Consider the following 23,228-nt stretch of genomic DNA (forward strand, 5'->3'; position numbering starts at 1 on the left):
CCGGGAAACCACCCGCGACGTTGCATCATAGGTCAGAAACGACCGTGGAATCAGTCGTTTTCTGCAGCGATTCCGGCTGCAGGGGCTGTCACATTGACGACAATTGGACAGACCTGTGCAGCGACGGAGGCCACGCATGAACGAGCATTACCGCGACATCCGCAAGATCGACCCGACCCGCGGCGCAAATCTTGGCGACAACACCCCCAATGACAATGACCGGGTTGAAATCGGGCCGACCCAGCTGGCCTTCTCCGAGTGGGCCGAAGCAGGCCTGCAGCTGCCCGATCTGCAGGCGCTGCGCAAGTTCCGCTGGGAACGGCTGGTCAAGCACATCAATGACCGCGGCTACGGCGGCCTTCTGGTCTTCGATCCGCTGAACATCCGCTACGCCACCGACAGCACCAACATGCAGCTGTGGAACACCCACAACCCGTTCCGGGCGCTGCTTGTCTGCGCCGATGGCTACATGGTGCTGTGGGACTACAAGCAGTCGCCGTTCCTCAGCGAATTCAACCCGCTGGTGCGCGAACAGCGCGCCGGCGCAGATCTGTTCTACTTTGACCGCGGCGACAAGATCGACGTGGCCGCCGACAAGTTCTCCAACGAGGTGCGCATCCTGCTGGAGGAGCACAGCGGCAGCAACAAACGGCTGGCGGTGGACAAGGTGATGCTGCACGGCCTGCGGGCGCTGGAGGCGCAGGGGCTGGAGATTTTCCCGGGCGAAGAGCTGACTGAGAAATGCCGCGCGGTGAAAGGCCCGGATGAGATCCTGGCAATGCGCTGCGCCCACCACGCCTGCGAAACCGCGGTGGCCGCCATGGAAAAATTCGCCCGCGAACAGATCCCCGGCGGCAATATCTCCGAGGATGACGTCTGGGCGGTTCTGCACGCGGAAAACATCCGCCGCGGCGGCGAGTGGATCGAAACCCGCCTCCTGGCTTCCGGTCCGCGCACCAACCCGTGGTTCCAGGAATGCGGCCCCCGCATCATCCAAAACAACGAGATGATCAGCTTTGACACTGATCTGGTCGGCTCCTACGGCATCTGCATCGACATTTCCCGCAGTTGGTGGATCGGCGATGAAAAACCGCGGGCTGACATGATCTATGCCATGCAGCACGGGCTGGAACACATCCGCCACAATATGGAGATGCTGAAGCCTGGCGTGAACATTCAGGAGCTGTCGCGCGGCTGCCACCCGCTGGATGAACAGTTCCAGAAGCAGAAATACGGCTGCATGATGCACGGCGTCGGCCTGTGCGATGAATGGCCGCTGGTCGCCTATCCCGACCAGATGGTCGAAGGCGCCTTCGACTATGAACTGGAGCCGGGCATGGTGCTCTGCGTCGAAGCACTGGTTTCCCCCGAAGGCGGCGATTTCTCGATCAAGCTGGAGGACCAGGTGCTGATCACCGAGGACGGCTACGAGAACCTGACCAAATACCCCTTCGACAAGGAACTTCTGGGCGAAGCGTAGCGCCCGGCGGCCGGCCCCTCCCGCTGGGAGGGGCCGGCTCCACCTGCGGCGCCGTCAGGCGCCACAGTTTAACAGCAGCTGGCCAGGAACGGCTGCAGCTTGTCCCGCAGCACCAGAACACCGGGCGAGTCTGTCACCTCTTCCAGCTGCTCCAAGGGCACCCAGGCAAGTGCGTGCGATTCTGCACTGGCAGCAATCTCTCCGGCTTCCGCCTGAAACAGGTAGCGCACGTCGTAATGCAGATGGGCGCATTCTCTGCCGCTTTCCGGAATCTCATGAATATCCACGTCAAACACGCGGTCTGACAAAAGCCGGATCCGGCTGAGCCCGCTTTCTTCATAGGCCTCCTTCAGCGCTGCAAACGGCACATCGGCAACACCGTCGCAATGGCCGCCCAGCTGGAACCAGCGGTTCAGCTTGCGGTGATGGGTCAGAAGCACGCTTTTCAAATCCGGCGACATGACAAACGCGGATCCGGTTACATGGCCGGCCGCAGGATTGCGGCCAAACGCCTGCGGTTCGCTTTCGCAGAACGCCTGCAAACGCCGCCACATTTCCCGGTCCCGCGCATCCCGCGGGCTGTAACAACCGATGCCTTCTATAGCGCAGCCGCTCATCTGCCTTCACCTTCCCGTGACGTCAGGGTCTGTTGCCTTGTTCAGGACCCAATGAGCGCTCAATCTATGCGGAACACCCAACAAAGGCCACGCCCATGCCCACGGAACGCATTTCCTTCCCCGGCCACGCCGGAAACACCCTTGCTGCCCGCCTCGATCTGCCCGAAGGGCCGGTTCTGGCAACCGCTCTCTTTGCCCATTGCTTCACCTGCTCCAAGGATATCCCGGCAGCGCGGCGCATTGCCGGGCGGCTCGCGGCCATGGGCATAGCCGTACTGCGGTTCGATTTCACCGGCCTTGGGCATTCAGAGGGCGAGTTTGCCAATACCACCTTCAGCTCCAACGTGGCGGACCTGATCATGGCCGCACGGTATCTGGCCTCGCGCAATATGGCGCCGTCGCTGCTGATCGGCCATTCCCTGGGCGGCGCGGCAGTGCTGCGGGCACGGGCTGGCATCCCCACGGTCAAGGGGGTGGTCACCCTGGGCGCGCCGTTTGATCCCGGCCATGTTTCGCATCACTTCGATGCAGCCTTGCCGGAAATCGAAGCCAAGGGCCAAGCCGAAGTCTGCCTGGGCGGGCGGCCCTTCGTGATCGGCAAGGAATTTGTCGACGACATCACGGCCGAAGCTTTGTCTCCGGCGATAACCGACCTCAAGGCTGCCCTTCTGGTCCTGCACGCACCGCGCGACGAAACCGTCAGTATCGACAATGCCGCCTCGATCTTCACTGCCGCCAAACATCCCAAGAGCTTTGTCACACTGGACGATTCCGACCATCTGATCTCGCGGCCTGCGGATGCGGAGTATGCTGCCGAAGTGATTTCGGCCTGGGCCAGCCGCTACATTGACATGTCGCCGCCTGCGCCGCCGCCCGGAGCGCCGGAAGGCATCCTGCGTGTCACTGAAGCCGACCCGGAGGGGTTCCTGCAGGACGTCCAGTCCGGCCCCAGCCACCACACCTATGCAGACGAACCCCTGGCCTACGGCGGCACCAACCGCGGCATGTCGCCTTACGGGTTTGTGGCAGCGGGTCTTGGCGCCTGCACTTCGATGACCCTGCGCATGTATGCCCGCCGCAAGGGCTGGCCGCTGGAAGGGATCAGTGTCGATGTGAGCCACGACAAGGTGCACGCCCAGGACGCCCAGCCCACCGGCCCGGCCAAGATCGACCAGTTCACCCGGGTGATCCATCTCTGCGGGCCGCTAAGCGATGAACAGCGCGCCAAGCTGATGGAAATTGCCGACCGGTGCCCGGTGCACCGGACCCTGGAAAGCGGCGCCAAGGTTGTAACGCATCTGGATGCCAAACAGCACAAGGCCGCCGTGTAACGGAGCCGCCGGGGAGCTCCCGCGCCCGGACGTTGCAGGGAACCTGCAACATCAGCGGCCTTGGGCCCGGCGCCGCGCCTTGGCGCGGCGCCGGGCCCAACTGCGGCAGGCCTTCGCAGGAAGGCCGCAGCGCAGGCGGGAGAACCGCCGCTGCTGTCACTCATTCGTCTGCGTAGCGTCCCGTCGTGACATCACCGCTTTTGCCGGTAAAACGCAGTGCCTCGCCATCGCTTTCCAGCACATAGCAAGCCCAGAGATCCGATGGCGGCCAGGTAGAGCAGTATTTACCGTCTCTGACGCCCCAGTGTCCCCAGCTGTCCTGTCCGGCATTGTAGAGCGTCCGCCCCGAAGCCCGTAACTCCTGCCAGGCGCCGTTGCCGTAAACCAGCTTGCGCCCTTCCAGCGCCGCCTGCACCTCTTCCCCGCTCAGGACCCGCCACTCTGCCGCCCACAGCGGCGAAACCGCACATGATACCGCAATCATCAGGGCAATCTGCCTCATGCCGTCCTCCCAGCCTTGCTGTCTCTCCTCTCCTCCTCTAATAGGCCGGGCATCTGCTGCACAATCACATAAAGGTGCTTCCGCCCATGATCCCGCGCTATGCCCGCCCCGAGATGACCGCCATCTGGTCGCCTGAGACCAAATTCAAGATCTGGTACGAGATCGAGGCCCATGCCTGCGAAGCCATGGCCAACCTCGGCGTGATCCCGCGCGAGAACGCCGATGCGGTGTGGAAAGCCAAAGACGTGGAGTTCGACGTCGCGCGCATCGACGAAATCGAAGCCGTCACCAAACATGACGTGATTGCCTTCCTGACCCATCTGGCTGAACACGTGGGCAGCGAAGAAGCCCGCTTTGTCCACCAGGGCATGACCTCCTCGGACGTGCTGGACACCTGCCTGAACGTACAGCTGGTGCGCGCCGCCGATATCCTGCTGGACGGCATGGACAAGCTGCTGGCCGCGCTGAAAAAGCGCGCGCTGGAGCACAAGAACACCGTACGTGTCGGCCGCTCCCACGGCATCCACGCCGAGCCCACCACCATGGGCCTGACCTTCGCCCGCTTCTACGCTGAAATGGACCGCAACAAGAACCGCCTGGAAAAGGCCCGCTGGGAAGTGGCCACCGGCGCAATCTCCGGCGCGGTTGGCACCTTCGCCAACATCGACCCGGCGGTTGAAGAGCACGTCTGCGAGCAGCTGGGCCTGCGCGCCGAACCGATCTCGACCCAGGTGATCCCGCGCGACCGCCACGCAATGTTCTTTGCGACCCTCGGCGTTATTGCGTCGTCGATCGAAAACGTCGCGGTGGAAATCCGCCACATGCAGCGCACCGAAGTGCTGGAAGGCGCGGAATTCTTCTCGATGGGCCAGAAAGGCTCCTCGGCAATGCCGCACAAGAAGAACCCGGTTCTGACCGAGAACCTGACCGGCCTGGCCCGCCTGGTCCGCATGACCGTGATCCCGGCGATGGAGAACGTGGCGCTGTGGCACGAGCGCGACATTTCACACTCCTCCGTCGAGCGCGGCATCGGCCCGGACGCCACCGTCACCCTGGACTTTGCCCTGCACCGTCTGGCCGGCGTTATCGACAAGATGCTGGTGTTCCCCGAGAACATGCTGGACAACATGAACAAATTCCCGGGCTTGGTGATGTCGCAGCGCGTCCTGCTGGCCCTGACCCAAGCCGGTGTCAGCCGCGAGGACGCCTATGCGATGGTGCAGCGCAACGCCCTGAAGGTCTGGGAAGACCGCGTTGACTTCCGCGAGCTGCTGCTGGCGGACGCCGATGTGGTTGCTGCCCTGGGCGAAGAGGCCATCAACGAAAAATTCGACATGGGCTACCACACCAAGCATGTCGACACGATCTTCAAGCGGGTCTTCGGCGAATAAGCCGGTCCGCCTGTTCTATCAGATGCGCCCCGCCGGACCGGCGGGGCGTTTTCGTTTGCAGAGAGCCGGAAAGATTCAAAAAACGCATTTGTGAAATGAATAAAGTCGCCGCCTGGCGGGTTCTCTGAGTACATTGAACGAGACTTTGCACATCAGGAGTTGATGATATGCGTTATTTTGCTCTGGCCGCTGCTCTGACCCTTCCGCTGGCGGCCTTTGCCGCCAGCGGCAACGACTGGAACCCGCCCAAGCCCACCGAAACCACCAAGACCTGCAAAGGCAAACGGGTGTGGGATGAGGAAAAGAAACGCTGTGTGCGGGCGCGCAAATCCTCGCTGAACCAGCAGGAGCTGATGGGTGCGGTGCGCGAGCTGGCCTATGCCGGCCGCCAGGAAGACGCCCAGGCGGTTCTCAGCGCGATGGCGGACCAGCAGGATTCGCTGGTGCTGACCTATTGGGGCTTCACGCACCGCAAACAGGGCAATCTTGAATTGGCGCAGGCCTATTACGATCAGGCGCTGGCCCAGGATCCGGATAACATCCTTGCCCGCTCATATATGGGCCAAGGTCTTGTGGAACAGGGGAAATACGGGCTCGCCCTGATACAGTGGAAAGAGATCAGGGCCCGCGGCGGCGATGGCACCTGGGCAGAAGCATCGCTGCGCAACGCCTTGGAAACAGGTACTTCCTACAGCTACTAGGCTTCAGCATTTTTTTACGGCTTGCGGCCTATCCTGCCCACGATTGAGAAGAATCTTTGGTAGGGTGCGAGAATGCCTCAAGACAATATGCTGGCACTTCCCATGGCGGGCGGCGGAATGGATGCGGGCGGTTTTGCGGCCCCGGCTCCGCTGGGGGCAGGCGGCGGTGCCGGCGGGCTCAGCGGCAAGGCCAAGGCCGCAATCATTGTCCGGCTGCTGCTGAACGAAGGCGCGGAAATCCCGCTCGAGGAGCTGCCGGATGACCTGCAGCTGGAGCTGACCAAGCAGATGGGCAATATGAGCATTGTCGACCGTGATACGCTGAACACGGTCGCCAATGAATTCGCCGATTTGCTGGACAATGTCGGCCTGCATTTCCCCAACGGGCTGGCGGGCGCTTTGAACGCCATGGAAGGCAAGATCAGCCGCTACACCCACAGCCGCCTGCGCAAGGAAGCCGGCGTGCGCCAGTTTGGCGATCCCTGGGAGCGGCTCAAGCAGCTGCCCCCCGAAGATCTGGCCGGCCTGGCCGAAGCGGAAAGCACCGAAGTGGCCGCTGTCCTGCTGTCCAAGCTGGATACCGCCAAAGCCGCACAGATGCTGGTGCATCTGCCTGGCCCGGTGGCGCGCCGCATCACATATGCTGTCAGCCAGACCGCCAACGTCACACCCGAAACCGTCGACCGCATCGGCCTGTCGCTGGCCGCGCAGGTCGAAGCCCGGCCGGAACTTGCCTTCGACGATACCCCGGGCCAGCGCCTGGGCGGCATCCTGACCGAAGCCGCAGCAGCCAAACGCGACGAGGTTCTGACCGCGCTCGACGAAGAGGACGAGGAATTCGCCACCCGCGTGCGCAAAGCGATCTTCACCTACGCGCTGATCGGCGAACGGATGCAGAAAAACGATGTGCCCAAACTGATGCGGGTCTTGTCGCAGCCGGACCTGGTCACCGCCATGGCCTTTGCCACCGACGAGGAAGACGTCGCCACCAACGACTTCCTGCTTGCCAACATGTCGAGCCGGATGGCTGACAATATCCGCGAGGAAGTGGCGGAGCGCGGCAAGGTCAAACGTTCCGATGGCGAAGCTGCCTTCAGCATGATCATCTCAGCGATGCGCGACATGGTCGCCACCGGCGAAATTGAACTGAAATCGGATGAAGAAGAGGAAGAAGGCGGCTGAATAGGAACGCCCTGAACCAGGCCGCAGCCGCCATTTCCGCGACGCGCTTGTGCCTGCTGCTGCAGCAGCTTATGATGCAGGCTTCCAGCCGCAGTCCTGCGCCGCAGCAATCCAGACGCCATGCCCGCAAATCCTTCCGAGCTCTCCACTTGGAGCCATGTCAAATACTTTGGCAGCAACCTGTTTCTGCGCGGGCTGCTGCTTGGCGCCGGTCTCATCCCCTACCGGCTGCGGGTGCCGCTGCTCGGCCGGCTTGTCACCCTCATGGGCCGCGCCGCCGGCTTTGAAAAACGGGTGCGCGACAATCTGAGACTGGTCAGCCCGGAACTCTCCGAACTGGACGCGGCGGAGCTTTACCGGGACGTCAGCGACAATGCCGGCCGGATGATTGCCGAGCTTTATGCAGGCCAGGCGTTCTTTGAACGCGCCCGCCAAGCCCCCATTACCGGCCCCGGTCTTGAGGCGCTTGAGGCTGCCCGCGCAGAAGGCCGCCCTGTCCTGCTCGCCACCGCTCATTTCGGCAATTACGACGCTGCCCGCGCCGCGCTGGTGGCCCGCGGCCACGAGATGGGATCACTGTACCGGCGCATGGCCAACCCCTATTTCAACGAACATTATGTCGCTGCCATGAAAGCAAATCACGACCTGATGTTCGAACAGGGCAAACGCGGTATGGTCGAACTGGTGCGCCACCTGAAGAAAGGCGGCATCGCGGCCATCGTGACTGACCTGCATGCCCAGGGCGGAGAGCTGATCGACTTTTTTGGAAAGCCCGCGGTGACCTCAACGGTACCCGCCGAACTGGCGCTGAAATTCGGCGCCGCGCTGATCCCGGTCTATGCGGTGCGCCAGGAAAACGGGCTGGATTTCGAGATCGTGATGAATGCGGAGGTGCCGCATTCCGACCCTCTCACAATGACCAAAGCGCTGAGTGCGGATCTAGAAGCCATCGTGCGCAAGCACACAGGCCAGTGGTTCTGGATTCACCGCCGCTGGAAACATCAGGCTGCCTTCCGCAAGCCTGAAGCTGGCGCAGAACCGGCAGGAGACTAATCCGCTGGGTTAGTTAATCTGCCCGGGCCGCGGCAATGATGCGGCCAAACGGGGCTTCCTGCACCAGCACTGCAGCAGGAAGATCACCCGGGGCCGCAACTGAGACCTCAAGATCCCCTGCCCCGTCCCATTCGGCCGCCACTGCCCAGTCCTCAACCACATTGGAATAGGACAGCGTTCGCCCGGCCAGTTCGCCGCGTTTGATGCTGACGGTCCGCTCCGGCGTATAGCGCACCAGCTGCACCACCAGTTTGCCGTCCGGCATCTGAACCCGAGGCTGCAGCCGGATCACCAGTTCTTCCCCCCGCCGCTCGACCTCCAGCGACACCGGGCGCGGCTGGTCCTTATGCTTGGCGATGGCATCCGCCACTTCCATCGCATCGGCGCCAACAACGTCATCCTGACCCATGATGATCATTTGCGGCGTATAGATCATCCGGCGCCCGCCCACATGGGCATAACCCTTTTGCCGCTGCGTGTGCGAAGGCCTCGCGAACTCATCTTTCCAGCCGATATAATCCCAGTAGTCCACGTGCAGCGCCAACGGCAGCACGTCCTCGCGCGCGGCCAGCTTGTGCAGCAGCGCGTCGGCCGGCGGGCAGGAGGAACAGCCCTGCGACGTATAAAGCTCCACCACCACGGGCTCCGCCGCGGTTTGGCCGTACACCGGAAGGGCCAGGCCCAAAGCTGTGACTATCGACGCCAGAAGTTTCATGAATCGCCCACGCTGTTTCTTAGGCTTCTGGTCTAAAGATGTGGCTGCAGTTAGGCCAATCAATCATTTTTGAGGCGGGCGCGAGCGTTCTTCCGGAAGAAAATGTATACTACGGCATACAATTTTTGACTATTACCGCACCTGCGCTATTGAAAGCTTAACCTTCCTCATGCATGTAAAGCTCAGCGAATTCCCAGACACACAATTCTGAGGGAGGCCAGAATGCCTATCATTACCGGACAGGACAATGCCGGCGCGCGCCGGAAGCTGAGCGTCAACGGCAAGTCGATTTCCTATTACTCCATTCCCGCCGCCACCGAGGCCGGCTTTGGCGACTTTTCCAAGCTGCCCGCTGCGCTGAAAGTGGTGCTGGAAAACATGCTGCGGTTCGAGGACGGCGGCTTCTCCGTCTCTACCGACGACATCAAGGCTTTTGCCGAATGGGGCGCTCAGGGCGGCAAGAATCCGCGTGAGATCGCCTACCGCCCGGCCCGCGTGCTGATGCAGGACTTTACCGGCGTTCCCGCCGTTGTGGACCTGGCTGCCATGCGTGACGGCATCGTCGGTCTGAAAGGCTCCGCTGCCAAAATCAACCCGCTGGTTCCGGTTGACCTGGTCATCGACCACTCGGTGATGATCGACGAGTTCGGCAACCCGCGCGCGTTCCAGATGAACGTCGACCGCGAGTATGAACGCAACATGGAGCGCTACCAGTTCCTGAAGTGGGGCCAGAACGCCTTCAACAACTTCCGCGTTGTGCCGCCGGGCACCGGCATCTGCCACCAGGTGAACCTGGAATACCTGGCGCAAACCGTCTGGACCGACACCGACCAGAACGGCGAGGAAGTTGCCTACCCCGACACCCTGGTCGGCACCGACAGTCACACCACCATGGTCAACGGCGCTGCGGTTCTGGGCTGGGGCGTTGGCGGCATCGAGGCCGAAGCCGCCATGCTGGGCCAGCCGATCTCCATGCTGATCCCGGAGGTCATCGGCTTTGAGCTGACCGGCCAGATGGTTGAAGGCACCACCGGCACCGACCTGGTTCTGAAAGTGGTGGAAATGCTGCGCGCCAAGGGCGTGGTTGGCAAATTCGTTGAATTCTACGGCGAAGGCCTGGACCGCCTGCCGCTGGCAGACCGCGCCACCATCGCCAACATGGCCCCTGAATACGGCGCCACCTGCGGCTTCTTCCCGATCGACGGCGAGACCCTGCGCTACATGCGCAACACCGGCCGCGATGAGGACCGCATTGCTCTGGTCGAAGCCTATGCCAAAGAAAACGGCTTCTGGCGCGGCGCCGACTACAACCCAATCTACACCGACACCCTGACGCTGGACATGGGCACTATCGTTCCGGCGATCTCGGGTCCGAAGCGCCCACAGGACTACGTCGCGCTGACCGACGCCAAATCGGCCTTCGCGAAGGAGATGGAAGAGACCTTCAAGCGTCCGATGGGCAAGGAAGTCGCCGTCAAAGGCGAAGACTACACCATGGAATCGGGCAAGGTCGTGATTGCCTCGATCACCTCCTGCACCAACACCTCCAACCCTTATGTGATGATCGGCGCCGGCCTGGTCGCACGCAAGGCGGCTGCCCTGGGCCTCGACCGCAAGCCTTGGGTCAAGACCTCGCTGGCACCGGGTTCACAGGTTGTGTCCGCCTATCTGGAGGCCGCAGGCCTGCAGGAGGATCTGGACAAGGTCGGCTTCAACCTGGTGGGCTACGGCTGCACCACCTGCATCGGCAACTCCGGCCCGATCCAGCAGGAGATTTCCGAGGCAATTGCCGAGGGCGACCTGGTGGCGACCTCGGTGCTGTCGGGCAACCGCAACTTCGAAGGCCGCATCTCGCCTGATGTCCGCGCCAACTACCTGGCCTCGCCGCCGCTGGTTGTGGCCTATGCGCTGGCCGGCACCATGGACATCAACCTGGCTTCCGACCCGATCGCACAGGATAAGGACGGCAATGACGTCTACCTGAAAGATATTTGGCCCTCGGCCCAGGAAGTTGCGGAACTGGTCGAACGGACCGTGACCCGCGAAGCCTTCCAGTCGAAATACGCCGACGTCTTCAAAGGCGACGAGAAGTGGCAGGCGGTGGAAACCACCGACGCGGAAACCTATGACTGGCCCGCAGCCTCGACCTACATCCAGAACCCGCCCTATTTCCAGGGAATGGGGCCGGAGCCGGGCACCATCGAGAACATCGAAGGCGCCAAGGTTCTGGCGGTGCTGGGCGATATGGTCACCACAGACCACATCTCCCCTGCCGGCTCCTTTGCAACCACCACGCCCGCAGGCAAATACCTGCTGGAGCGCCAGGTGCAGCCGCGTGAGTTCAACTCCTACGGCTCGCGCCGCGGCAACCACGAGATCATGATGCGCGGCACCTTTGCCAACATCCGCATCAAGAACGAGATGCTGGCCAAAGCAGACGGCAGCCCGGTCGAAGGCGGCTATACCAAAGGTCCCGATGGCCAGCAGACTTCGATCTATGAGGCCTCGATGGCGCACCAAGCCAATGGCACCCCGCTGGTGGTGTTCGGCGGCGAACAGTACGGCGCGGGCTCCTCGCGCGACTGGGCTGCCAAAGGCACCGCACTGCTGGGCGTTAAGGCGGTGATCGCTGAGTCGTTTGAACGCATCCACCGATCCAACCTGGTGGGCATGGGCGTCATCCCGTTCGAATTCACCGGCGGCGACAGCCGCAAGTCGCTGGGCCTGACCGGTGATGAAACCGTCTCGATCAGCGGTCTGGACACCATCCAGCCGCTGCAGGAAGTGCCCTGCTCGATCACCATGGCAGACGGTTCAGTGAAAGAGATCACCCTGAAGTGCCGCATCGATACCGCGCCGGAGATCGAATACATCGAACACGGCGGCGTGCTGCACTATGTGCTGCGCAACCTGGCCAAATCGTAGGCAAACACGTGTTCCGGAAAACAAAAGGCGCCCGTCCGGGGCGCCTTTTTTACTGACCGCGCCCCTGGCCCGGTTATTGTGTAAAGTCGAAACTCCTCAGTATCTCAGTGATCGAGCCATCCGCCCTGAGTTCGGAAATGGCCCGGTTGAAGGCATCCAAATAAGCGTCCGCTCCAGATGCTTTGGACAGGCCGAAATGCGAATACCGGCTGGAAACAGGCGAGGCGATGCGGCCGATCCTGTCCTGCCAGCCGTGCCGGACCACCTGATGCCACCCGACAGCGTCGTCCAGGGCAATGAGATCCAGTTGCCCGAACAACAGCATCTGCATCAGGCTGGCCGCGTCACCGGTGCGGACAATCGGGTTATGGCGCTCAAAAGCTGCTTCCATCTCTTCGTCAATGATACTGGCGTTCACCATTCCCAGCCGCAGCTGCGACACTTCCGAATAGCCCTCTCCCGGCATCAGCCCGCCAGGATAGCGGCGCATATTGTACCAAAGAGAGTTTGTTTGCAGAAAGGTGCCTTCCGTAAAGGCCAGATAGCTCTCCCGCGCGGCGGATTTGAACAGGGGCAAAATCCCGTCGGTCTCACCGGTTTGAGCCTGAGCCTGGCAGCGTTGCCAGGGCAGCAGTACAACCACAGCGCTCACGCCTTCAATGCGCCCGGTCACCGCTTCCAGCAGCTGCACTTTCAGCCCGCCAGAAGGAATGCCCCCATCCCCCAAGGTGTAAGGCGGATAGGGATCGTAGCAGAACCTCAGAACGGTCTCTTCCAAGGCCTGAGCAGGTGCAGCTAGAACCCAGGCCATCGCCAATCCGGACTGGCACATCTTGAGGAGCCGGGAGCGTACCGTCAAACCACTGACCTCCTGCCGGTGAACTGCCACCTGAAATCACTGCCGTCCCGCGGCATCCAGGGCAGCCCGCGCGAACACGCTTTGGCGCGGCAACAGATGGGTTTTGCAGTTGAGTTTTGTGTCACCGGATGAGCGTTCCCGCCTTGCTTGCTCTCCAAACAGTTTCCCTTTGCATTCAGCCGGGACCAAGCTGGTGCCCCCAGTCCTGGCCACAACTTAAGCGCTACGCGAAATTCATTAATACCGGCTATACCGGTCAGTTCAGTTATGCAAAGATGTATATGAAAAGCATGTTAAATGCTAGCAATACAAAACGCAAAGCCAGGCGCCAGAGCATGAAAGAAGCCGCGATTGCCGTCGTTTATCCGGACGAGGACACATTCGATGACCATGCAGAGGCAGTGCTGGAAATGCTTCCGGACACCCGCAGCTTTCCCGGATGCTTGGAAGCCCACGCAGGAATCAACCGCGATCGTTTTGAAATAGCCGTCTTCCACCTATGGGAATCGCTGGAGCACCTGGACCGCTATCTGACCTGGCGTGCCGAGCGCGGAGATTTTGATGCCCGCAGCGCCACCATGCGCCGCGAGCAGGACTTCCGAACCTTTTCAGTTCCCTGAACGGATCCCGGTTCTTGGTCCGGGAACCGCTTCTTAGGTTACGGCCAGGAGCGTTCGCCTTCCAGCACCTGCGCGCTTAGCTCCAGGTCCCCGGTGTTGGTGAAGTCAGGATGCGCCGTCACCATCGCGGATATCACCGCTGCGGAGCCTTCCAGGTTCTCCGAAGCAGCCTCGAACTCGGCAATGTAGCCGCGGGTGAAAGCAACGCTGGACGCGTCCTTGGCTGCCTCGCCCATATAGTGCCCGGGAACGATCCGTTCTGGGTTCAGTGCCAGGATCTGATCCAGTGTCTTGCGCCATTTTTCCCGGCTTTCCGGTGTCTGGTTGTCCGCCATCCAAACGTGCACATTCTCGTAGACCGGCACGCCCCCCAGAACGGTCTTGGCCGAGGGCACCCACAAAAAGGTATGGGCCGGGTCATGGCCATCCAGCCCCACCACCTGCACCGGTTCGCCGTCCACCATAAGCGTGCCGCCCTGCAGAACTTCCGGAACGATTAGCTGGCGCGGCGCGTTTTCACCCAGGATCGGCCCCCAGAACTCATTCTTGAGCTCTATCGTCTTTGTGATGCCCTCCACTGTGGCCGGAGTAGCCAGGATTTTCACATCCGGGAAGCTCTCACGGATCCGGTCAACGCCGAAATAGAAGTCCGGATCCTTGTGGCTGATAAAGACCGTGGTCAAAGTCTTGCCAGTGGCCTGGATCATCTCCACCAGGTCCTCGGCGTCGTCCCGCTCGAACTGGGCGTCTACCAGGATCACTTCGCTGGGGCCTTCGATCAGCGACGAGCTCACGGCAAACAGGCCGTTCTCACCCGGGTTGTAGTCAGTGATTTTCAAGTCCGCAGCAAACGCCGCAGTTGAAAGAACGGCTGCAAGTGCCGACGAAATGAGGGTTTTCATTGGTTCATCCTATGTATGTGAGTTTCAGTAAGCGGCGGTGAAAATCTGGCGGGAGTGTTTGGGGGCCTCTGCCTCATCCAGCAGCGCTACCGCGTAATCTTCGGCAGAGATCCGGCTGTTGCCTTCGGCATCAGTCAGGAGAGTGCGGCCGCCGAGACGGAATTCGCCGGTGCGCTCACCGGGTTCGATCAGGCCTGCCGGCGCCAGAACAGTGAAATCCAGCCCGCTTTCAGAAATCTTTTCAAAGGCCAGCCGCATACCCTGTGCCTCGGCGCGGTAAAGCTCCGGCACAACATCCGCCACTGGCGAGCCATCTGGCAGATTGAGTGAGCCAGCCCCGCCAACCAGCAGCAGCCGCCGCCCCTCAAGCCCGGCGATCAAGGCATCCGCATAAGCGCTTGCTTCGGCAATTGCATCACCGCTGCTGCGCGGGCTGGCTGCAGCAATGGTTGCATCCGTTTCAGCTGCGAGCGCCGCCAGCCGCGCGGTGTCGCTGACATCCAGCTTTTCCGCCCTCAGGCCGTCGCGTGCTTCCACTTTTTCCGGGCTGCGCACGGCGGCAATTACGTCATGCCCGCGCCTCAGCGCCTCTGCCGCAACCCGGGATCCGATCATCCCGGTGGCGCCAATAATCAGGAGCTTCATTCCGCTTCCCTTTCATTCTATAGTTACCGATGAGAACCAGATAGGCGCCGCAACGATGCGCCGGAATACGCATTTCCGCGTCACATGGTTACTTGAAAGGAACCGGTATGAGCCGCCGCCGCGCCATCGAATACGACTGCCCTGTCCGGGATGTTCTGGACCGCATCGGCGATGCCTGGTCGGTGCTTCTGGTGATCGAACTGGCAAAAGGCCCCTGCCGCTTCAACGCGCTGCGGCGGGTGATCGAAGGGATCTCGCAACGGATGCTCGCCGTGACCTTGCGCAACCTGGAGCGCGACGGGCTGGTCAGTCGCACCGTGCTGGACCTGTCGCCGCCGCAGGTGGAATATGCACTGACAGAGCGCGGTCACTCATTGTTCCAAACCATCCGGCAGCTGGCGAGCTGGGCAAACGAGCATCAGCCTGGCATCCGCGCCTCCCGTACCGCCTATGACGCCGCACAAGGTGGAACCGCCTGAACTCACTGAACTGCACAGGTTCTGTTCGCAAACACCTGATTGCACTGCCCTGCCATGCCGGGAAAAATGGCGCCATGAAACAAACTGACAGCATCACCGGCTACCACAGCCACATCTATTTCGACGAAAACTCCGTCGAACAGGCCCGCACCCTGTGCCAGCAGGCGGCGGAGCGCTTTGGCGTCCAGATGGGCCGCATGCATGAGAAGAATGTCGGCCCGCACCCGAAATGGTCCTGCCAGCTGGCCGCTACTCCAGAACAATTTGCCAGACTGCTGCCCTGGCTGGCGCTGAACCGGAACGGGCTGGTCGTTTTTGCCCACCCCGAAAGCGGCGACGATCTGGCAGATCACCGTGACCACGCAATCTGGCTTGGCACCGGGCTGGACCTGGATCTCTCCATCTTCAATTGACCAAAGCGTAAATTTACCGGAAATTGCCATTTCAATGGCAGGCTGCAGCCGACAGCAGAATACCGGAGCACATCTTGAAGGAATGCGTGATCATCATCCTCCAGCCTCTGCCGGGGAAATTTGACGCGCTGGCGGCGCTGGTCAAAGAAATGACAGAACAAGTCTGCACCCAGCCGGGCAACTTGCAGGCAGAGGTCTTGCTGGCGCCTGCACGCAACGAGATTGCGGTGTTTCAGCGCTGGAGCAGCGCCGAGGCGTTCAGCGAATATCTGATATGGCGTTCCAAACAGGAGGATCTCCAGCAGGTTTATGATTTGTCCGCGAATGAGCCCGATTTCAAAAGCTTCACACTCTGCACGTAAAAATAACGCACCGTTATTAGCTGCAGGATTTTGAACTCTCCCGGAAGAGTAGAGACAATTTAAAATACATTCTCTATAAGTAGCGAAGTTCGACTTTTTTCGATTCTGACATAGCAATACTTAAAGGGAATTCGATATGCGCGCGCATACTCTCGCTGGCTTCCGTACTGTGTTTCAAGTGACTGAGTCCGGTGAAGGATCCACAGTGATCATCGAACCGGCCTCGCTCGACATCGTGACAAGAGACGGCGTTGACGGTTTTACCTACACTCTTATGCCTGGCGAACACCCTGAAGACGATCCCGTCGCGGAAATCGACGTGGACGCGCTTGGCGCCCGTCTCAATGGAACTGACCTGGACGGCGACACCGAGGTGAACACCACAATTCTTCAGGTTTCCTGGACTGAAGACGGAGTCTCCAAATCCGGCACCTTCCTGCTCATGGAAACTGAACCGGCGGAGCACCCGCTATGGGGCTCTTCCGCAGATATGAGCGTCTTCGTTTTGGATGGCGACCACCCGCCGCAGTTTGGAACACTGGCCGAATGGGACGCCTGGATCGAATCCGTGACGGTTGCTGAACCTACGGGCGACGTAGCGCCCGGCCAGTTCATCACCTTTGATGACGCCGGCGGAACAACTTTTCGGGCGCACTTGGGCACCGATGGCGACGATAATCTCACCGGCAGCGGCAAACGTAACTTCCTGGATGGCGGCGACGGCAACGATACCCTGAACGGCAGCAACGGCCGTGACCGTCTGTTCGGCGGTGACGGTGACGACTCCCTGACCGGCGGCGCCGGAAATGACTGGCTCGATCCCGGCGACAACTCCTTCTGGGATCAGGTGCGGGCCGGCACAGGCAGAGATACCATTTCTCTCAGCAGCATCGAGGAAGGCTTCGTCGATATCTACCACGATGACCTCGACCAGGGCATTGTGGCCCGTATCGATGGCGATGCAAATACTGCGGTCATTGACAAGGGCAGCAACGGCCGGACGGAGATCATCGACATCGCCAAGCCCATGTACGCCGGTTGGAATACGAACACTGGCGGGCTGGGCCTCTGGGGCACGGATCATGACGACCGGTTTTTCGTCAACGCGCTTGACGACGGCTGGATGAACCTTGTCGGCGGCGCCGGCAACGATGTGTTTTTTCTTGAAGACTCAAATGACCACATCCGGCTGTCTTACAACCTTGGTGCCACAACAGGTATCCGCGCGAATCTGGAAAAGGGCGTGGTGTACAACGACGGCCAGGGCGGCCGCGACAGGATCGAAGGCGATGTGTTTGAATTCCGCGCCAGCGACCTGGACGACCGGATCATCGGCTCCAGCGGCAATGACCGTTTCATCACCTAGCGCGGCGACGACACCGTGAATGGCGGCGACGGCACTGACTTGATCCGCTACGACCGCAGCGGTGTAGATGCAGTCCGCGTCGACCTGGACAGAGGTTTTGCCGAAGGCACCTGGGGCGGGGAAGACTTCCGTGACAAGCTGATCAGCATTGAAAACGTGCGCGGCTCGCGTGACGGCGACGACACCATCCACGGCAGCGATGCAGGAAACCAGATTCAAGGCCGCGGCGGCAACGACAGGCTTTTCGGGCACGGCGGCAACGACTCTCTGTTCGGCGAAGATGGCGATGACCATGTTTTCGGCGGCGACGGCAGTGACAACCTGCTAGGCGGCGAAGGCAATGACCGGATGCTTGGCGGAAATGAAAATGACTCTCTTTGGGGACACAATGGCGACGACAAGCTGTTTGGTGACGCAGGAGACGACTATCTGGACGGCGGCACTGGCAACGACACGCTGACCGGCGGTGAGGGCTTTGACTCATTTGTGTTCAATGGCGGCAACGACCGGATCACCGACTATGCTTCCGAGAGTATCACAATCGACAGCGAGTTGCTTGGCGGGCAGGCCAATGCCCAGTCCGCCGTAGACGGCGCTGAAATCGTAGACGGAAGCATTGTTGTGGACTTTGGCGGCGGCAACAGCCTTAGGCTGCTGAACTATGACGATTTGGATCAATTCTGGGCCACAACTTTCGTTCTCTAATAGAAAAACACAAAAGAGCGCCGGAAACGGCGCTCTTTTTCTTTTTTCCGCTATGCCCTTGGAAGTTACTGGCTGGCCGCCTTCTCCATCGCCGGGCGCAATGTGCTTTCGATCACCCGCTGGGTCACCGGGCCCGCAAACCGCAGCACGATCTTGCCGTCCCCATCGACCACGTAGGTTTCCGGTACACCGTACAGCCCCCAATCCAGCGCCATGCGGCCGCGCTCGTCCCGTCCGATGGCCGCATAAGGGTCTCCCAGCTCGTTCAGGAAGGCCTCGGCATTGTCCAGCTGATCCTTATAGTTGACGCCATAGACCGGGATGCCTTCCTGGGATAGTGCTTCCAGGTTCGGATGCTCGGCCCGGCAGGGGGCGCACCAGCTGGCCCAGTAGTTCACCAGTTTCACATTGCCGTCCCGCAGAGTCTCGTCTGAGAACATCTCCTTGCCGGGAAATTCGTCCAGCACCACCGGCGGCGCGGGCTGGCCTTCGCGGGCCGAAGGCAGGCTGTCGGGATCCTCGCGGAACATGCCCACGAGTGCCAGTCCGACAAAGCCTGCAAAGACCACAACCGGAACCGCCATCAGCGGAGATACTTTAGCCATTGCGCTTCATCCGCGTTTCCAGGGTTTCCATTTCCCGGCGCACCTTTCGGCCGCGCCAGATCGTCAGCACCACCAGCGCCGCCAGCAGCACCAGCGAAGCGCCATAGGCCGACAGCACCGTATCGGCGTATTTTCCAAGATCGGGCATCAGGCCTCCAGCCGTTCGCGCGCCATCAGTGCCTTGATGCGGCGGGCGCGGATTTCAGTTCCGGTGCGGTAGAGCACCAGGGCGAGGAACAGCAGAACAAACCCTGCCATGCAGACGTACAGCGGCGAGGAGAAGGCATCGTGGACGTTCTCCTTCTCATCCAGGGACAGCGACGCCCCCTGATGCAGCCCCTGGTTCCAGAAGTTCACCGCATAGCGGCTGAGGACGGCAAAGACCGAGCCCACCAGGCAAAGGATCGACGTCAGATCCGCAGCGGTGTCCGGGTTATCGATCGCCTCCCACAGGGCGATGTAGCCGAGATAGAACAGGAACAGCACCAGGAAGGACGTCAGCCGCGGGTCCCAGGCCCACCAGGTGCCCCACATCGGCTGGCCCCAGATCGCCCCGGTGATCAGCGCAATCACCGTCATGACCACGCCCACAGGTGCCGCTGCACGGGCGGCCAGGGCGCTGACATGATGGCGGCGGATGACCCAGATCAGCGAGGCGACCAGCATCATGAACCAGGCATTGATCGCCATCAAAGCGGACGGCACATGCAGGAAGATGATCTTGACGGTAGAGCCTTGGCGGAAATCATCAGGCGTGAAGAAGAACCCCCAGATCAGGCCCGCGGAAATCAGCACCGCAGAGCTGACCCACAAGGCCGGCATCACCTTTTCGGAGGTGGCCAGAAACTTCTTCGGGTTGGCGTATTCCCAGATCGACATGGTGGCTATTTAGCTCTTGTTCTCGGGTTTCTCAATTCACGGGCGCGGCATCGTGTCAGCGCAAATTGACGCGCAGGACGGCGGCGCTGGCAAAGGGCAGCAGGGCGATGGAGGCGGCGGAGATTCCGGCCAGCAGCAGGAGCGGCGTCTGCACCGCCATGCCCTCAGCACCGCGGCGGGCAACTTCGGAGCCGAAGATCAGTGTCGGCACATACAGCGGCATCACCAGGAGCGACATCAGCAGGCCGCCGCGTTTCAGGCCCACAGTCAGCGCCGCGCCGAAGGTGCCAATGACGGACAGCGCAGGCGTGCCCAGCAGCAGCGAGATCACAAGCCACTGAAAACCCTGCAAAGGCAGGTTCAGAAGGACTCCCAGCACCGGTGCTGCCATTACCAGCGGAAGCCCCGTAGTGATCCAATGGGCCAGCGCCTTGATCGTCACGGTGCTTTCCAAAGGCAGCGGTGCGGTGGCCAGAAGATCCAGCGAGCCGTCCTCCCAATCCAGCGCCAGCAGCCGGTCCAATGACAGCAGGCAGGCCAGCAAAGCGCCCAGCCACAGCACACCCGGTGCAATGCGGGCCAGCAGCTCGGACTGCGGGCCAACAGAGAACGGCACCATGACGGTCACGATAAGAAAGAACGCAAGTCCCAGGCCAAAGCCGCCGCCCGCCCGTAAGGCCAGCTTCAGATCCCGCAGCAGAAGCGCAATCACAGGAAGCCTCCATCGAAATCGTCGATCTCAGGCGGCTTGGCCTTGAATGGACCAACGTCCAGCACCTCAGCCTCCAGCCCCAGATCGATATGGGTGGCAATCAGCGCCGAGCCGCCCTGCCCCAGATGCGCCCGCACGGCCTCTGCAAACATCGCTACCGAAGTCTTGTCGAGGCTCACAGTCGGCTCGTCCATGATCCAGATCGGACGGCCGGTAACCAGCATCCGGCTGAGGCCCAGGCGGCGTTTCTGCCCTGCTGACAATGCCCCTGCCTGGCGGTCCCGCAAAGCCTGCAGATCAAACCCGTCCAGCGCCTGCTCAATACCGTTGCGGCCAAAGACGCTGGCCCAGAAAATCAGGTTCTCCGCCACAGTCAGCGTCGGCTTCAGCCCGTCGGAATGCGCTGCATAAGCAATCTGGTCTTCTGCGCCCTCAACCCGGCCCTTCAGCGGCGGCTGCAGGCCTGCGACGGTGCGCAGCAGGGTGGTCTTGCCGATGCCATTGGGCCCGCGCAGGATCAGCGCCCTGCCCGGTTCAAGCGCAAAGCTCACGCCCTCCAGCACCGGGATGCCGCCGCGGGCCACGCTCAGATCCGTCACATTCAAAGTCATGAATTCCGCTTATCCCATTGCACCGGCGCATGAAAAGACCATTAAACAGATGCCCGCTTTGCGGCAGGTCAAATACATCAGAAATTCATCTTCAGACCGGCAGAGCAGCCAGCGCTATCCGCCGGCCTTCGGACAAAAGCACGTTGTAGGTACGGCAGGCCGCGGGCGAATTCATCGCCTCTACCCCCAGCCCGGCTTCCTCCAGCGCTTTTCGCAGTTCTGCCGGGATATGGGCGATCTCAGGACCGGTGCCGATGAACAGCACATCAATTTCCCCGGCCAGCGACAGCAAAGGCTCAGGCTCACCGAACCCGCCCCAGGCCGCGGTGCCCGCCGCCGATGTCAGCACCCCGCCTTGATACACCTGCCCGCCGATGCGGAAGAAACCGTCGCCATAGCCGTCAACCGGCTGCGCATCGGAATAACTCACTTCATTCAAGCGCATATGCGGGCTCCTTTCAGTCAAACACCGGGAGGCTGGATACCACGGCCAGCGCAATCACGGAATAGGAGGCAAAGCGGTAGAGCTTCTCCAGCTTGGGATCAAACAGAGCCTTGCCGGTCAGCGTTGTGACCACATAGGGGATGCCGAGCAGCCCGGCCAGAATGAAGGCCTGCAGGCTGGCCAGCCCGCCGAAGATCAGGTTGACTGCAATCACCACATCAAGCGCGGCAAGAAACACAATCGTATTCGCCCGCACCCGCGCCACGTCGCGCACATTGGCCAAGTAGAACACAATCACAACCGGCCCGGTCAGTCCGGTCATGCCGCCAACCACGCCGGCCGCACCGCCAATGGCAAACCGCCCCGGCCACCCCAGCTTGCCCTGCCAGCGCCAGCCCGAGACCACCGCCGCCAATGTCAGCCCGATCACCCCGGCAGCCAGCCAGCGCAGGGTCAAAGGATCCATCTGCCCCATCACCCACAGCCCCGCAGGCACCGTCACCGCCGCCGCCATGGACAGCGCCCCGACCTCGGCCCTGTCGGCATTGCTCCAGGCCTGCGGGAACAGGGTGATGGTGGAAAACACCCCCATCAGCACCATCAGGAACACCACATCCGCCGAAGGCAGGAATTGCGCCCCGACAGGGACAAAGATCATCGCAGTGCCAAAACCAGTGAAGCCGCGGACAAGACCCGCGGCTCCGATGGTGACAAGAAGCCAGAACAGCCCCGGTGTGGCCAGGGCTGCGTCGAACGCCTCAAGCATCGATGTTCGAGAACTGGTTGCCAGTGGTGTTGGCCTGTTTCGACCAGTCCCGCTTGACCCCCAGTTTCAAGAGGATGGTGGAGGCGACAAACACCGACGAGTAGGTCCCGACAATAACGCCCCAGATCATCGCAAACACAAAGCCGCGGATCACGTCGCCGCCCAGCACATAGAGCGAGATCAGCGCCAGCAAGGTTGTGACCGAGGTCATCACCGTCCGGCTGAGGGTTTCGTTGATCGAAAGGTTCAGAACCTCTGCCAGGTCCTTCTTCTTGTAGCGGCGCAGGTTTTCCCGCACCCGGTCAAACACCACCACGGTATCGTTCAGCGAGTAGCCAACGATGGTCAGCAGTGCTGCGATGATTGCCAGGTCGAACTTGATCTGCAGCGCGGCAAAGACACCGATGGTCAGCACCACGTCATGCACCAGCGCTGCCACCGCGCCCAAGGCGAACTGCCATTCAAACCGCAGCCAGATGTAGACCAGAACAGCTGCAATCGCCAAAGCGACGGCCAGCACCGCGGTCTTGATCAGCTCGCCTGAGACCTTGGGGCCTACAGACTCCACCGCAGCAAACTTGATGCCCGGCGCCACCGCGTCCAGCGACTGGTTCAGCTGCTCGATCATCTCACCCGAAATCGCTTCGCCGCCTTCCTGCGCCTGGATGCGGATCTGAGACACATGCTGGTCATCGTCGAACGCCGGGTCGAACACCTCGGTGATTGAAATGTCGCCCAGCTGGTGCACCGCCAGCGCATCACGGTAGGCGCCCACATCCACAGGCTCGGAAGCCTCGGTGCGGATGGTGGTGCCGCCGCGGAAGTCGATGCCGAAGTTCAAGCCCTGCAGCGCAAAGGACGCAATGCCGATCACCAGCAGCAGCGCCGACAGACCCAGCCACAGCTTGGCCTTGCCGAAAAAGTCGAAGGAGGTTTCCTGGGGAACTAGTCTCAGCCGCATA

27 protein-coding genes are annotated in these 23,228 nt (G+C 61.4%); 13 read left to right on the forward strand and 14 right to left on the reverse strand.

The genetic code is table 11. The features are described 5' to 3' along the window. Positions 1-136 precede the first annotated feature (136 nt). A complete protein-coding gene (dddP, locus tag RA20_RS14365) occupies positions 137-1,480 on the forward strand; it encodes a dimethylsulfonioproprionate lyase DddP (RefSeq protein ID WP_039130042.1) in 1,344 nt (447 codons plus the stop codon). Positions 1,481-1,548: 68 nt separating this feature from the next. Here dddP and RA20_RS14370 read toward each other — a convergent pair whose 3' ends face one another. After that, a complete protein-coding gene (locus RA20_RS14370) occupies positions 1,549-2,097 on the reverse strand; it encodes an NUDIX hydrolase (protein ID WP_039130045.1) in 549 nt (182 codons plus the stop codon). A 95-nt stretch (positions 2,098-2,192) separates the two neighbouring features. Between RA20_RS14370 and RA20_RS14375 the strand changes: the two genes are divergently transcribed. Beyond that, on the forward strand, positions 2,193-3,428 hold the full coding sequence (locus RA20_RS14375; RefSeq protein ID WP_039130048.1) for a bifunctional alpha/beta hydrolase/OsmC family protein: 1,236 nt from the start codon (positions 2,193-2,195) through the stop codon (positions 3,426-3,428). Between the two features lie 160 nt (positions 3,429-3,588). Here the strand turns inward: RA20_RS14375 and RA20_RS14380 are convergent, their stop codons facing one another. Further along, a complete protein-coding gene (locus RA20_RS14380; protein ID WP_039130050.1) occupies positions 3,589-3,930 on the reverse strand; it encodes a hypothetical protein in 342 nt (113 codons plus the stop codon). Positions 3,931-4,016: 86 nt separating this feature from the next. Between RA20_RS14380 and purB the strand changes: the two genes are divergently transcribed. The 4 genes from purB (at position 4,017) to RA20_RS14400 (ending at position 8,257) form a co-directional block, all read left to right on the forward strand. Further along, the gene (gene purB, locus RA20_RS14385; RefSeq protein WP_039130055.1) at positions 4,017-5,321 is read left to right on the forward strand and encodes an adenylosuccinate lyase; all 1,305 of its coding nucleotides are present in this window, start codon (positions 4,017-4,019) and stop codon (positions 5,319-5,321) included. 167 nt (positions 5,322-5,488) lie between these two features. Further along, a complete protein-coding gene (locus tag RA20_RS14390) occupies positions 5,489-6,022 on the forward strand; it encodes a tetratricopeptide repeat protein (RefSeq protein WP_039130058.1) in 534 nt (177 codons plus the stop codon). 72 nt (positions 6,023-6,094) lie between these two features. Next, positions 6,095-7,204: a flagellar motor switch protein FliG gene (locus RA20_RS14395; RefSeq protein WP_039130060.1), complete on the forward strand. Its 1,110-nt coding sequence runs from the start codon at positions 6,095-6,097 to the stop codon at positions 7,202-7,204. Positions 7,205-7,324: 120 nt separating this feature from the next. Next, the gene (locus RA20_RS14400; protein WP_039130062.1) at positions 7,325-8,257 is read left to right on the forward strand and encodes a lysophospholipid acyltransferase family protein; all 933 of its coding nucleotides are present in this window, start codon (positions 7,325-7,327) and stop codon (positions 8,255-8,257) included. 13 nt (positions 8,258-8,270) lie between these two features. Here RA20_RS14400 and RA20_RS14405 read toward each other — a convergent pair whose 3' ends face one another. Beyond that, positions 8,271-8,972, reverse strand: a complete 702-nt coding sequence (locus tag RA20_RS14405) for a DUF1223 domain-containing protein (protein ID WP_039130065.1) — start codon at positions 8,970-8,972, stop codon at positions 8,271-8,273. A 222-nt stretch (positions 8,973-9,194) separates the two neighbouring features. Here RA20_RS14405 and acnA point away from each other — a divergent pair, with 222 nt between their 5' ends. Beyond that, positions 9,195-11,897 (forward strand): aconitate hydratase AcnA, encoded by a 2,703-nt coding sequence (acnA, locus tag RA20_RS14410; RefSeq protein ID WP_039130068.1) that lies wholly within the window; start codon positions 9,195-9,197, stop codon positions 11,895-11,897. Between the two features lie 73 nt (positions 11,898-11,970). On the opposite strand, the gene RA20_RS14415 is transcribed toward acnA, so the two are convergent. Next, positions 11,971-12,756, reverse strand: coding sequence for a substrate-binding periplasmic protein (locus tag RA20_RS14415; RefSeq protein ID WP_152618521.1), 786 nt, complete (start codon positions 12,754-12,756; stop codon positions 11,971-11,973). Between the two features lie 128 nt (positions 12,757-12,884). On the opposite strand from RA20_RS14415, the gene RA20_RS26175 reads away from it, so the two are divergent. Then, on the forward strand, positions 12,885-13,376 hold the full coding sequence (locus tag RA20_RS26175) for an antibiotic biosynthesis monooxygenase (RefSeq protein ID WP_241482262.1): 492 nt from the start codon (positions 12,885-12,887) through the stop codon (positions 13,374-13,376). A 38-nt stretch (positions 13,377-13,414) separates the two neighbouring features. Here RA20_RS26175 and RA20_RS14425 read toward each other — a convergent pair whose 3' ends face one another. Continuing rightward, a complete protein-coding gene (locus RA20_RS14425) occupies positions 13,415-14,278 on the reverse strand; it encodes an MBL fold metallo-hydrolase (protein WP_039130075.1) in 864 nt (287 codons plus the stop codon). A gap of 24 nt (positions 14,279-14,302) precedes the next feature. Further along, entirely contained in the window at positions 14,303-14,923 is a 621-nt protein-coding gene (locus RA20_RS14430) for an NAD(P)-dependent oxidoreductase (protein WP_039130078.1), read from the reverse strand. Positions 14,924-15,030: 107 nt separating this feature from the next. Between RA20_RS14430 and RA20_RS14435 the strand changes: the two genes are divergently transcribed. From RA20_RS14435 to RA20_RS14455, 5 genes are all read left to right on the forward strand, one after another. Then, complete coding sequence (locus tag RA20_RS14435; protein WP_039130080.1) at positions 15,031-15,402, forward strand: winged helix-turn-helix transcriptional regulator; 372 nt, start codon at positions 15,031-15,033, stop codon at positions 15,400-15,402. 74 nt (positions 15,403-15,476) lie between these two features. Then, a complete protein-coding gene (locus RA20_RS14440) occupies positions 15,477-15,815 on the forward strand; it encodes a DOPA 4,5-dioxygenase family protein (protein WP_039130082.1) in 339 nt (112 codons plus the stop codon). 86 nt (positions 15,816-15,901) lie between these two features. Next, positions 15,902-16,177, forward strand: a complete 276-nt coding sequence (locus RA20_RS14445; protein ID WP_241482263.1) for a putative quinol monooxygenase — start codon at positions 15,902-15,904, stop codon at positions 16,175-16,177. Between the two features lie 205 nt (positions 16,178-16,382). Next, positions 16,383-17,543 (forward strand): calcium-binding protein, encoded by a 1,161-nt coding sequence (locus tag RA20_RS14450; RefSeq protein WP_039130088.1) that lies wholly within the window; start codon positions 16,383-16,385, stop codon positions 17,541-17,543. A 15-nt stretch (positions 17,544-17,558) separates the two neighbouring features. After that, positions 17,559-18,248 (forward strand): calcium-binding protein, encoded by a 690-nt coding sequence (locus RA20_RS14455; protein WP_052249011.1) that lies wholly within the window; start codon positions 17,559-17,561, stop codon positions 18,246-18,248. Between the two features lie 65 nt (positions 18,249-18,313). Here the strand turns inward: RA20_RS14455 and RA20_RS14460 are convergent, their stop codons facing one another. The 8 genes from RA20_RS14460 to secF form a co-directional block, all read right to left on the reverse strand. After that, positions 18,314-18,853, reverse strand: coding sequence for a DsbE family thiol:disulfide interchange protein (locus RA20_RS14460; RefSeq protein WP_039130091.1), 540 nt, complete (start codon positions 18,851-18,853; stop codon positions 18,314-18,316). After that, positions 18,846-19,001: a heme exporter protein CcmD gene (gene ccmD, locus RA20_RS14465; RefSeq protein WP_039130093.1), complete on the reverse strand. Its 156-nt coding sequence runs from the start codon at positions 18,999-19,001 to the stop codon at positions 18,846-18,848. The genes RA20_RS14460 and ccmD overlap by 8 nt, the downstream gene beginning before the upstream one ends. Continuing rightward, on the reverse strand, positions 19,001-19,732 hold the full coding sequence (locus tag RA20_RS14470) for a heme ABC transporter permease (protein ID WP_039130095.1): 732 nt from the start codon (positions 19,730-19,732) through the stop codon (positions 19,001-19,003). Before RA20_RS14470 ends, ccmD begins: the two co-directional genes overlap by 1 nt. Positions 19,733-19,787: 55 nt before the next feature. Beyond that, the gene (ccmB, locus tag RA20_RS14475; protein WP_039130097.1) at positions 19,788-20,444 is read right to left on the reverse strand and encodes a heme exporter protein CcmB; all 657 of its coding nucleotides are present in this window, start codon (positions 20,442-20,444) and stop codon (positions 19,788-19,790) included. After that, positions 20,441-21,055 (reverse strand): heme ABC exporter ATP-binding protein CcmA, encoded by a 615-nt coding sequence (ccmA, locus tag RA20_RS14480; protein ID WP_039130100.1) that lies wholly within the window; start codon positions 21,053-21,055, stop codon positions 20,441-20,443. Before ccmA ends, ccmB begins: the two co-directional genes overlap by 4 nt. Positions 21,056-21,146: 91 nt before the next feature. Beyond that, on the reverse strand, positions 21,147-21,500 hold the full coding sequence (locus RA20_RS14485; protein WP_039130102.1) for an Mth938-like domain-containing protein: 354 nt from the start codon (positions 21,498-21,500) through the stop codon (positions 21,147-21,149). A 13-nt stretch (positions 21,501-21,513) separates the two neighbouring features. Beyond that, positions 21,514-22,266 carry a TSUP family transporter gene (locus RA20_RS14490; protein WP_039130103.1) on the reverse strand — a complete coding sequence of 251 codons (753 nt, stop codon included), beginning with the start codon at positions 22,264-22,266 and terminating at the stop codon, positions 21,514-21,516. Beyond that, on the reverse strand, positions 22,259-23,227 hold the full coding sequence (gene secF, locus RA20_RS14495; protein WP_039130105.1) for a protein translocase subunit SecF: 969 nt from the start codon (positions 23,225-23,227) through the stop codon (positions 22,259-22,261). Before secF ends, RA20_RS14490 begins: the two co-directional genes overlap by 8 nt. Between the last annotated feature and the right edge of the window lies 1 nt (position 23,228).

Origin of the sequence: Leisingera sp. ANG-Vp, assembly GCF_000813725.1 — a bacterium.
Lineage (GTDB): Bacteria > Pseudomonadota > Alphaproteobacteria > Rhodobacterales > Rhodobacteraceae > Leisingera.

What these genes read in the sequence shown, in the direction of transcription:
- ccmD (WP_039130093.1), bottom strand. Translation starts at nt 19,001, where the DNA reads ATGCCCGATCTTGGAAAATACGCCGATACGGTGCTGTCGGCCTATGGC.
- RA20_RS14485 (WP_039130102.1), bottom strand. Translation starts at nt 21,500, where the DNA reads ATGCGCTTGAATGAAGTGAGTTATTCCGATGCGCAGCCGGTTGACGGC.
- RA20_RS14430 (WP_039130078.1), bottom strand. Translation starts at nt 14,923, where the DNA reads ATGAAGCTCCTGATTATTGGCGCCACCGGGATGATCGGATCCCGGGTT.
- RA20_RS14405 (WP_039130065.1), bottom strand. Translation starts at nt 8,972, where the DNA reads ATGAAACTTCTGGCGTCGATAGTCACAGCTTTGGGCCTGGCCCTTCCG.
- RA20_RS14425 (WP_039130075.1), bottom strand. Translation starts at nt 14,278, where the DNA reads ATGAAAACCCTCATTTCGTCGGCACTTGCAGCCGTTCTTTCAACTGCG.
- acnA (WP_039130068.1), top strand. Translation starts at nt 9,195, where the DNA reads ATGCCTATCATTACCGGACAGGACAATGCCGGCGCGCGCCGGAAGCTG.
- RA20_RS14380 (WP_039130050.1), bottom strand. Translation starts at nt 3,930, where the DNA reads ATGAGGCAGATTGCCCTGATGATTGCGGTATCATGTGCGGTTTCGCCG.
- ccmA (WP_039130100.1), bottom strand. Translation starts at nt 21,055, where the DNA reads ATGACTTTGAATGTGACGGATCTGAGCGTGGCCCGCGGCGGCATCCCG.
- RA20_RS14435 (WP_039130080.1), top strand. Translation starts at nt 15,031, where the DNA reads ATGAGCCGCCGCCGCGCCATCGAATACGACTGCCCTGTCCGGGATGTT.
- purB (WP_039130055.1), top strand. Translation starts at nt 4,017, where the DNA reads ATGATCCCGCGCTATGCCCGCCCCGAGATGACCGCCATCTGGTCGCCT.
- RA20_RS14395 (WP_039130060.1), top strand. Translation starts at nt 6,095, where the DNA reads ATGCCTCAAGACAATATGCTGGCACTTCCCATGGCGGGCGGCGGAATG.
- RA20_RS14400 (WP_039130062.1), top strand. Translation starts at nt 7,325, where the DNA reads ATGCCCGCAAATCCTTCCGAGCTCTCCACTTGGAGCCATGTCAAATAC.
- RA20_RS14490 (WP_039130103.1), bottom strand. Translation starts at nt 22,266, where the DNA reads ATGCTTGAGGCGTTCGACGCAGCCCTGGCCACACCGGGGCTGTTCTGG.
- dddP (WP_039130042.1), top strand. Translation starts at nt 137, where the DNA reads ATGAACGAGCATTACCGCGACATCCGCAAGATCGACCCGACCCGCGGC.
- RA20_RS14390 (WP_039130058.1), top strand. Translation starts at nt 5,489, where the DNA reads ATGCGTTATTTTGCTCTGGCCGCTGCTCTGACCCTTCCGCTGGCGGCC.
- secF (WP_039130105.1), bottom strand. Translation starts at nt 23,227, where the DNA reads ATGCGGCTGAGACTAGTTCCCCAGGAAACCTCCTTCGACTTTTTCGGC.
- RA20_RS14370 (WP_039130045.1), bottom strand. Translation starts at nt 2,097, where the DNA reads ATGAGCGGCTGCGCTATAGAAGGCATCGGTTGTTACAGCCCGCGGGAT.
- RA20_RS14470 (WP_039130095.1), bottom strand. Translation starts at nt 19,732, where the DNA reads ATGTCGATCTGGGAATACGCCAACCCGAAGAAGTTTCTGGCCACCTCC.
- RA20_RS14375 (WP_039130048.1), top strand. Translation starts at nt 2,193, where the DNA reads ATGCCCACGGAACGCATTTCCTTCCCCGGCCACGCCGGAAACACCCTT.
- RA20_RS14460 (WP_039130091.1), bottom strand. Translation starts at nt 18,853, where the DNA reads ATGGCTAAAGTATCTCCGCTGATGGCGGTTCCGGTTGTGGTCTTTGCA.
- RA20_RS14440 (WP_039130082.1), top strand. Translation starts at nt 15,477, where the DNA reads ATGAAACAAACTGACAGCATCACCGGCTACCACAGCCACATCTATTTC.
- RA20_RS26175 (WP_241482262.1), top strand. Translation starts at nt 12,885, where the DNA reads ATGAGCGTTCCCGCCTTGCTTGCTCTCCAAACAGTTTCCCTTTGCATT.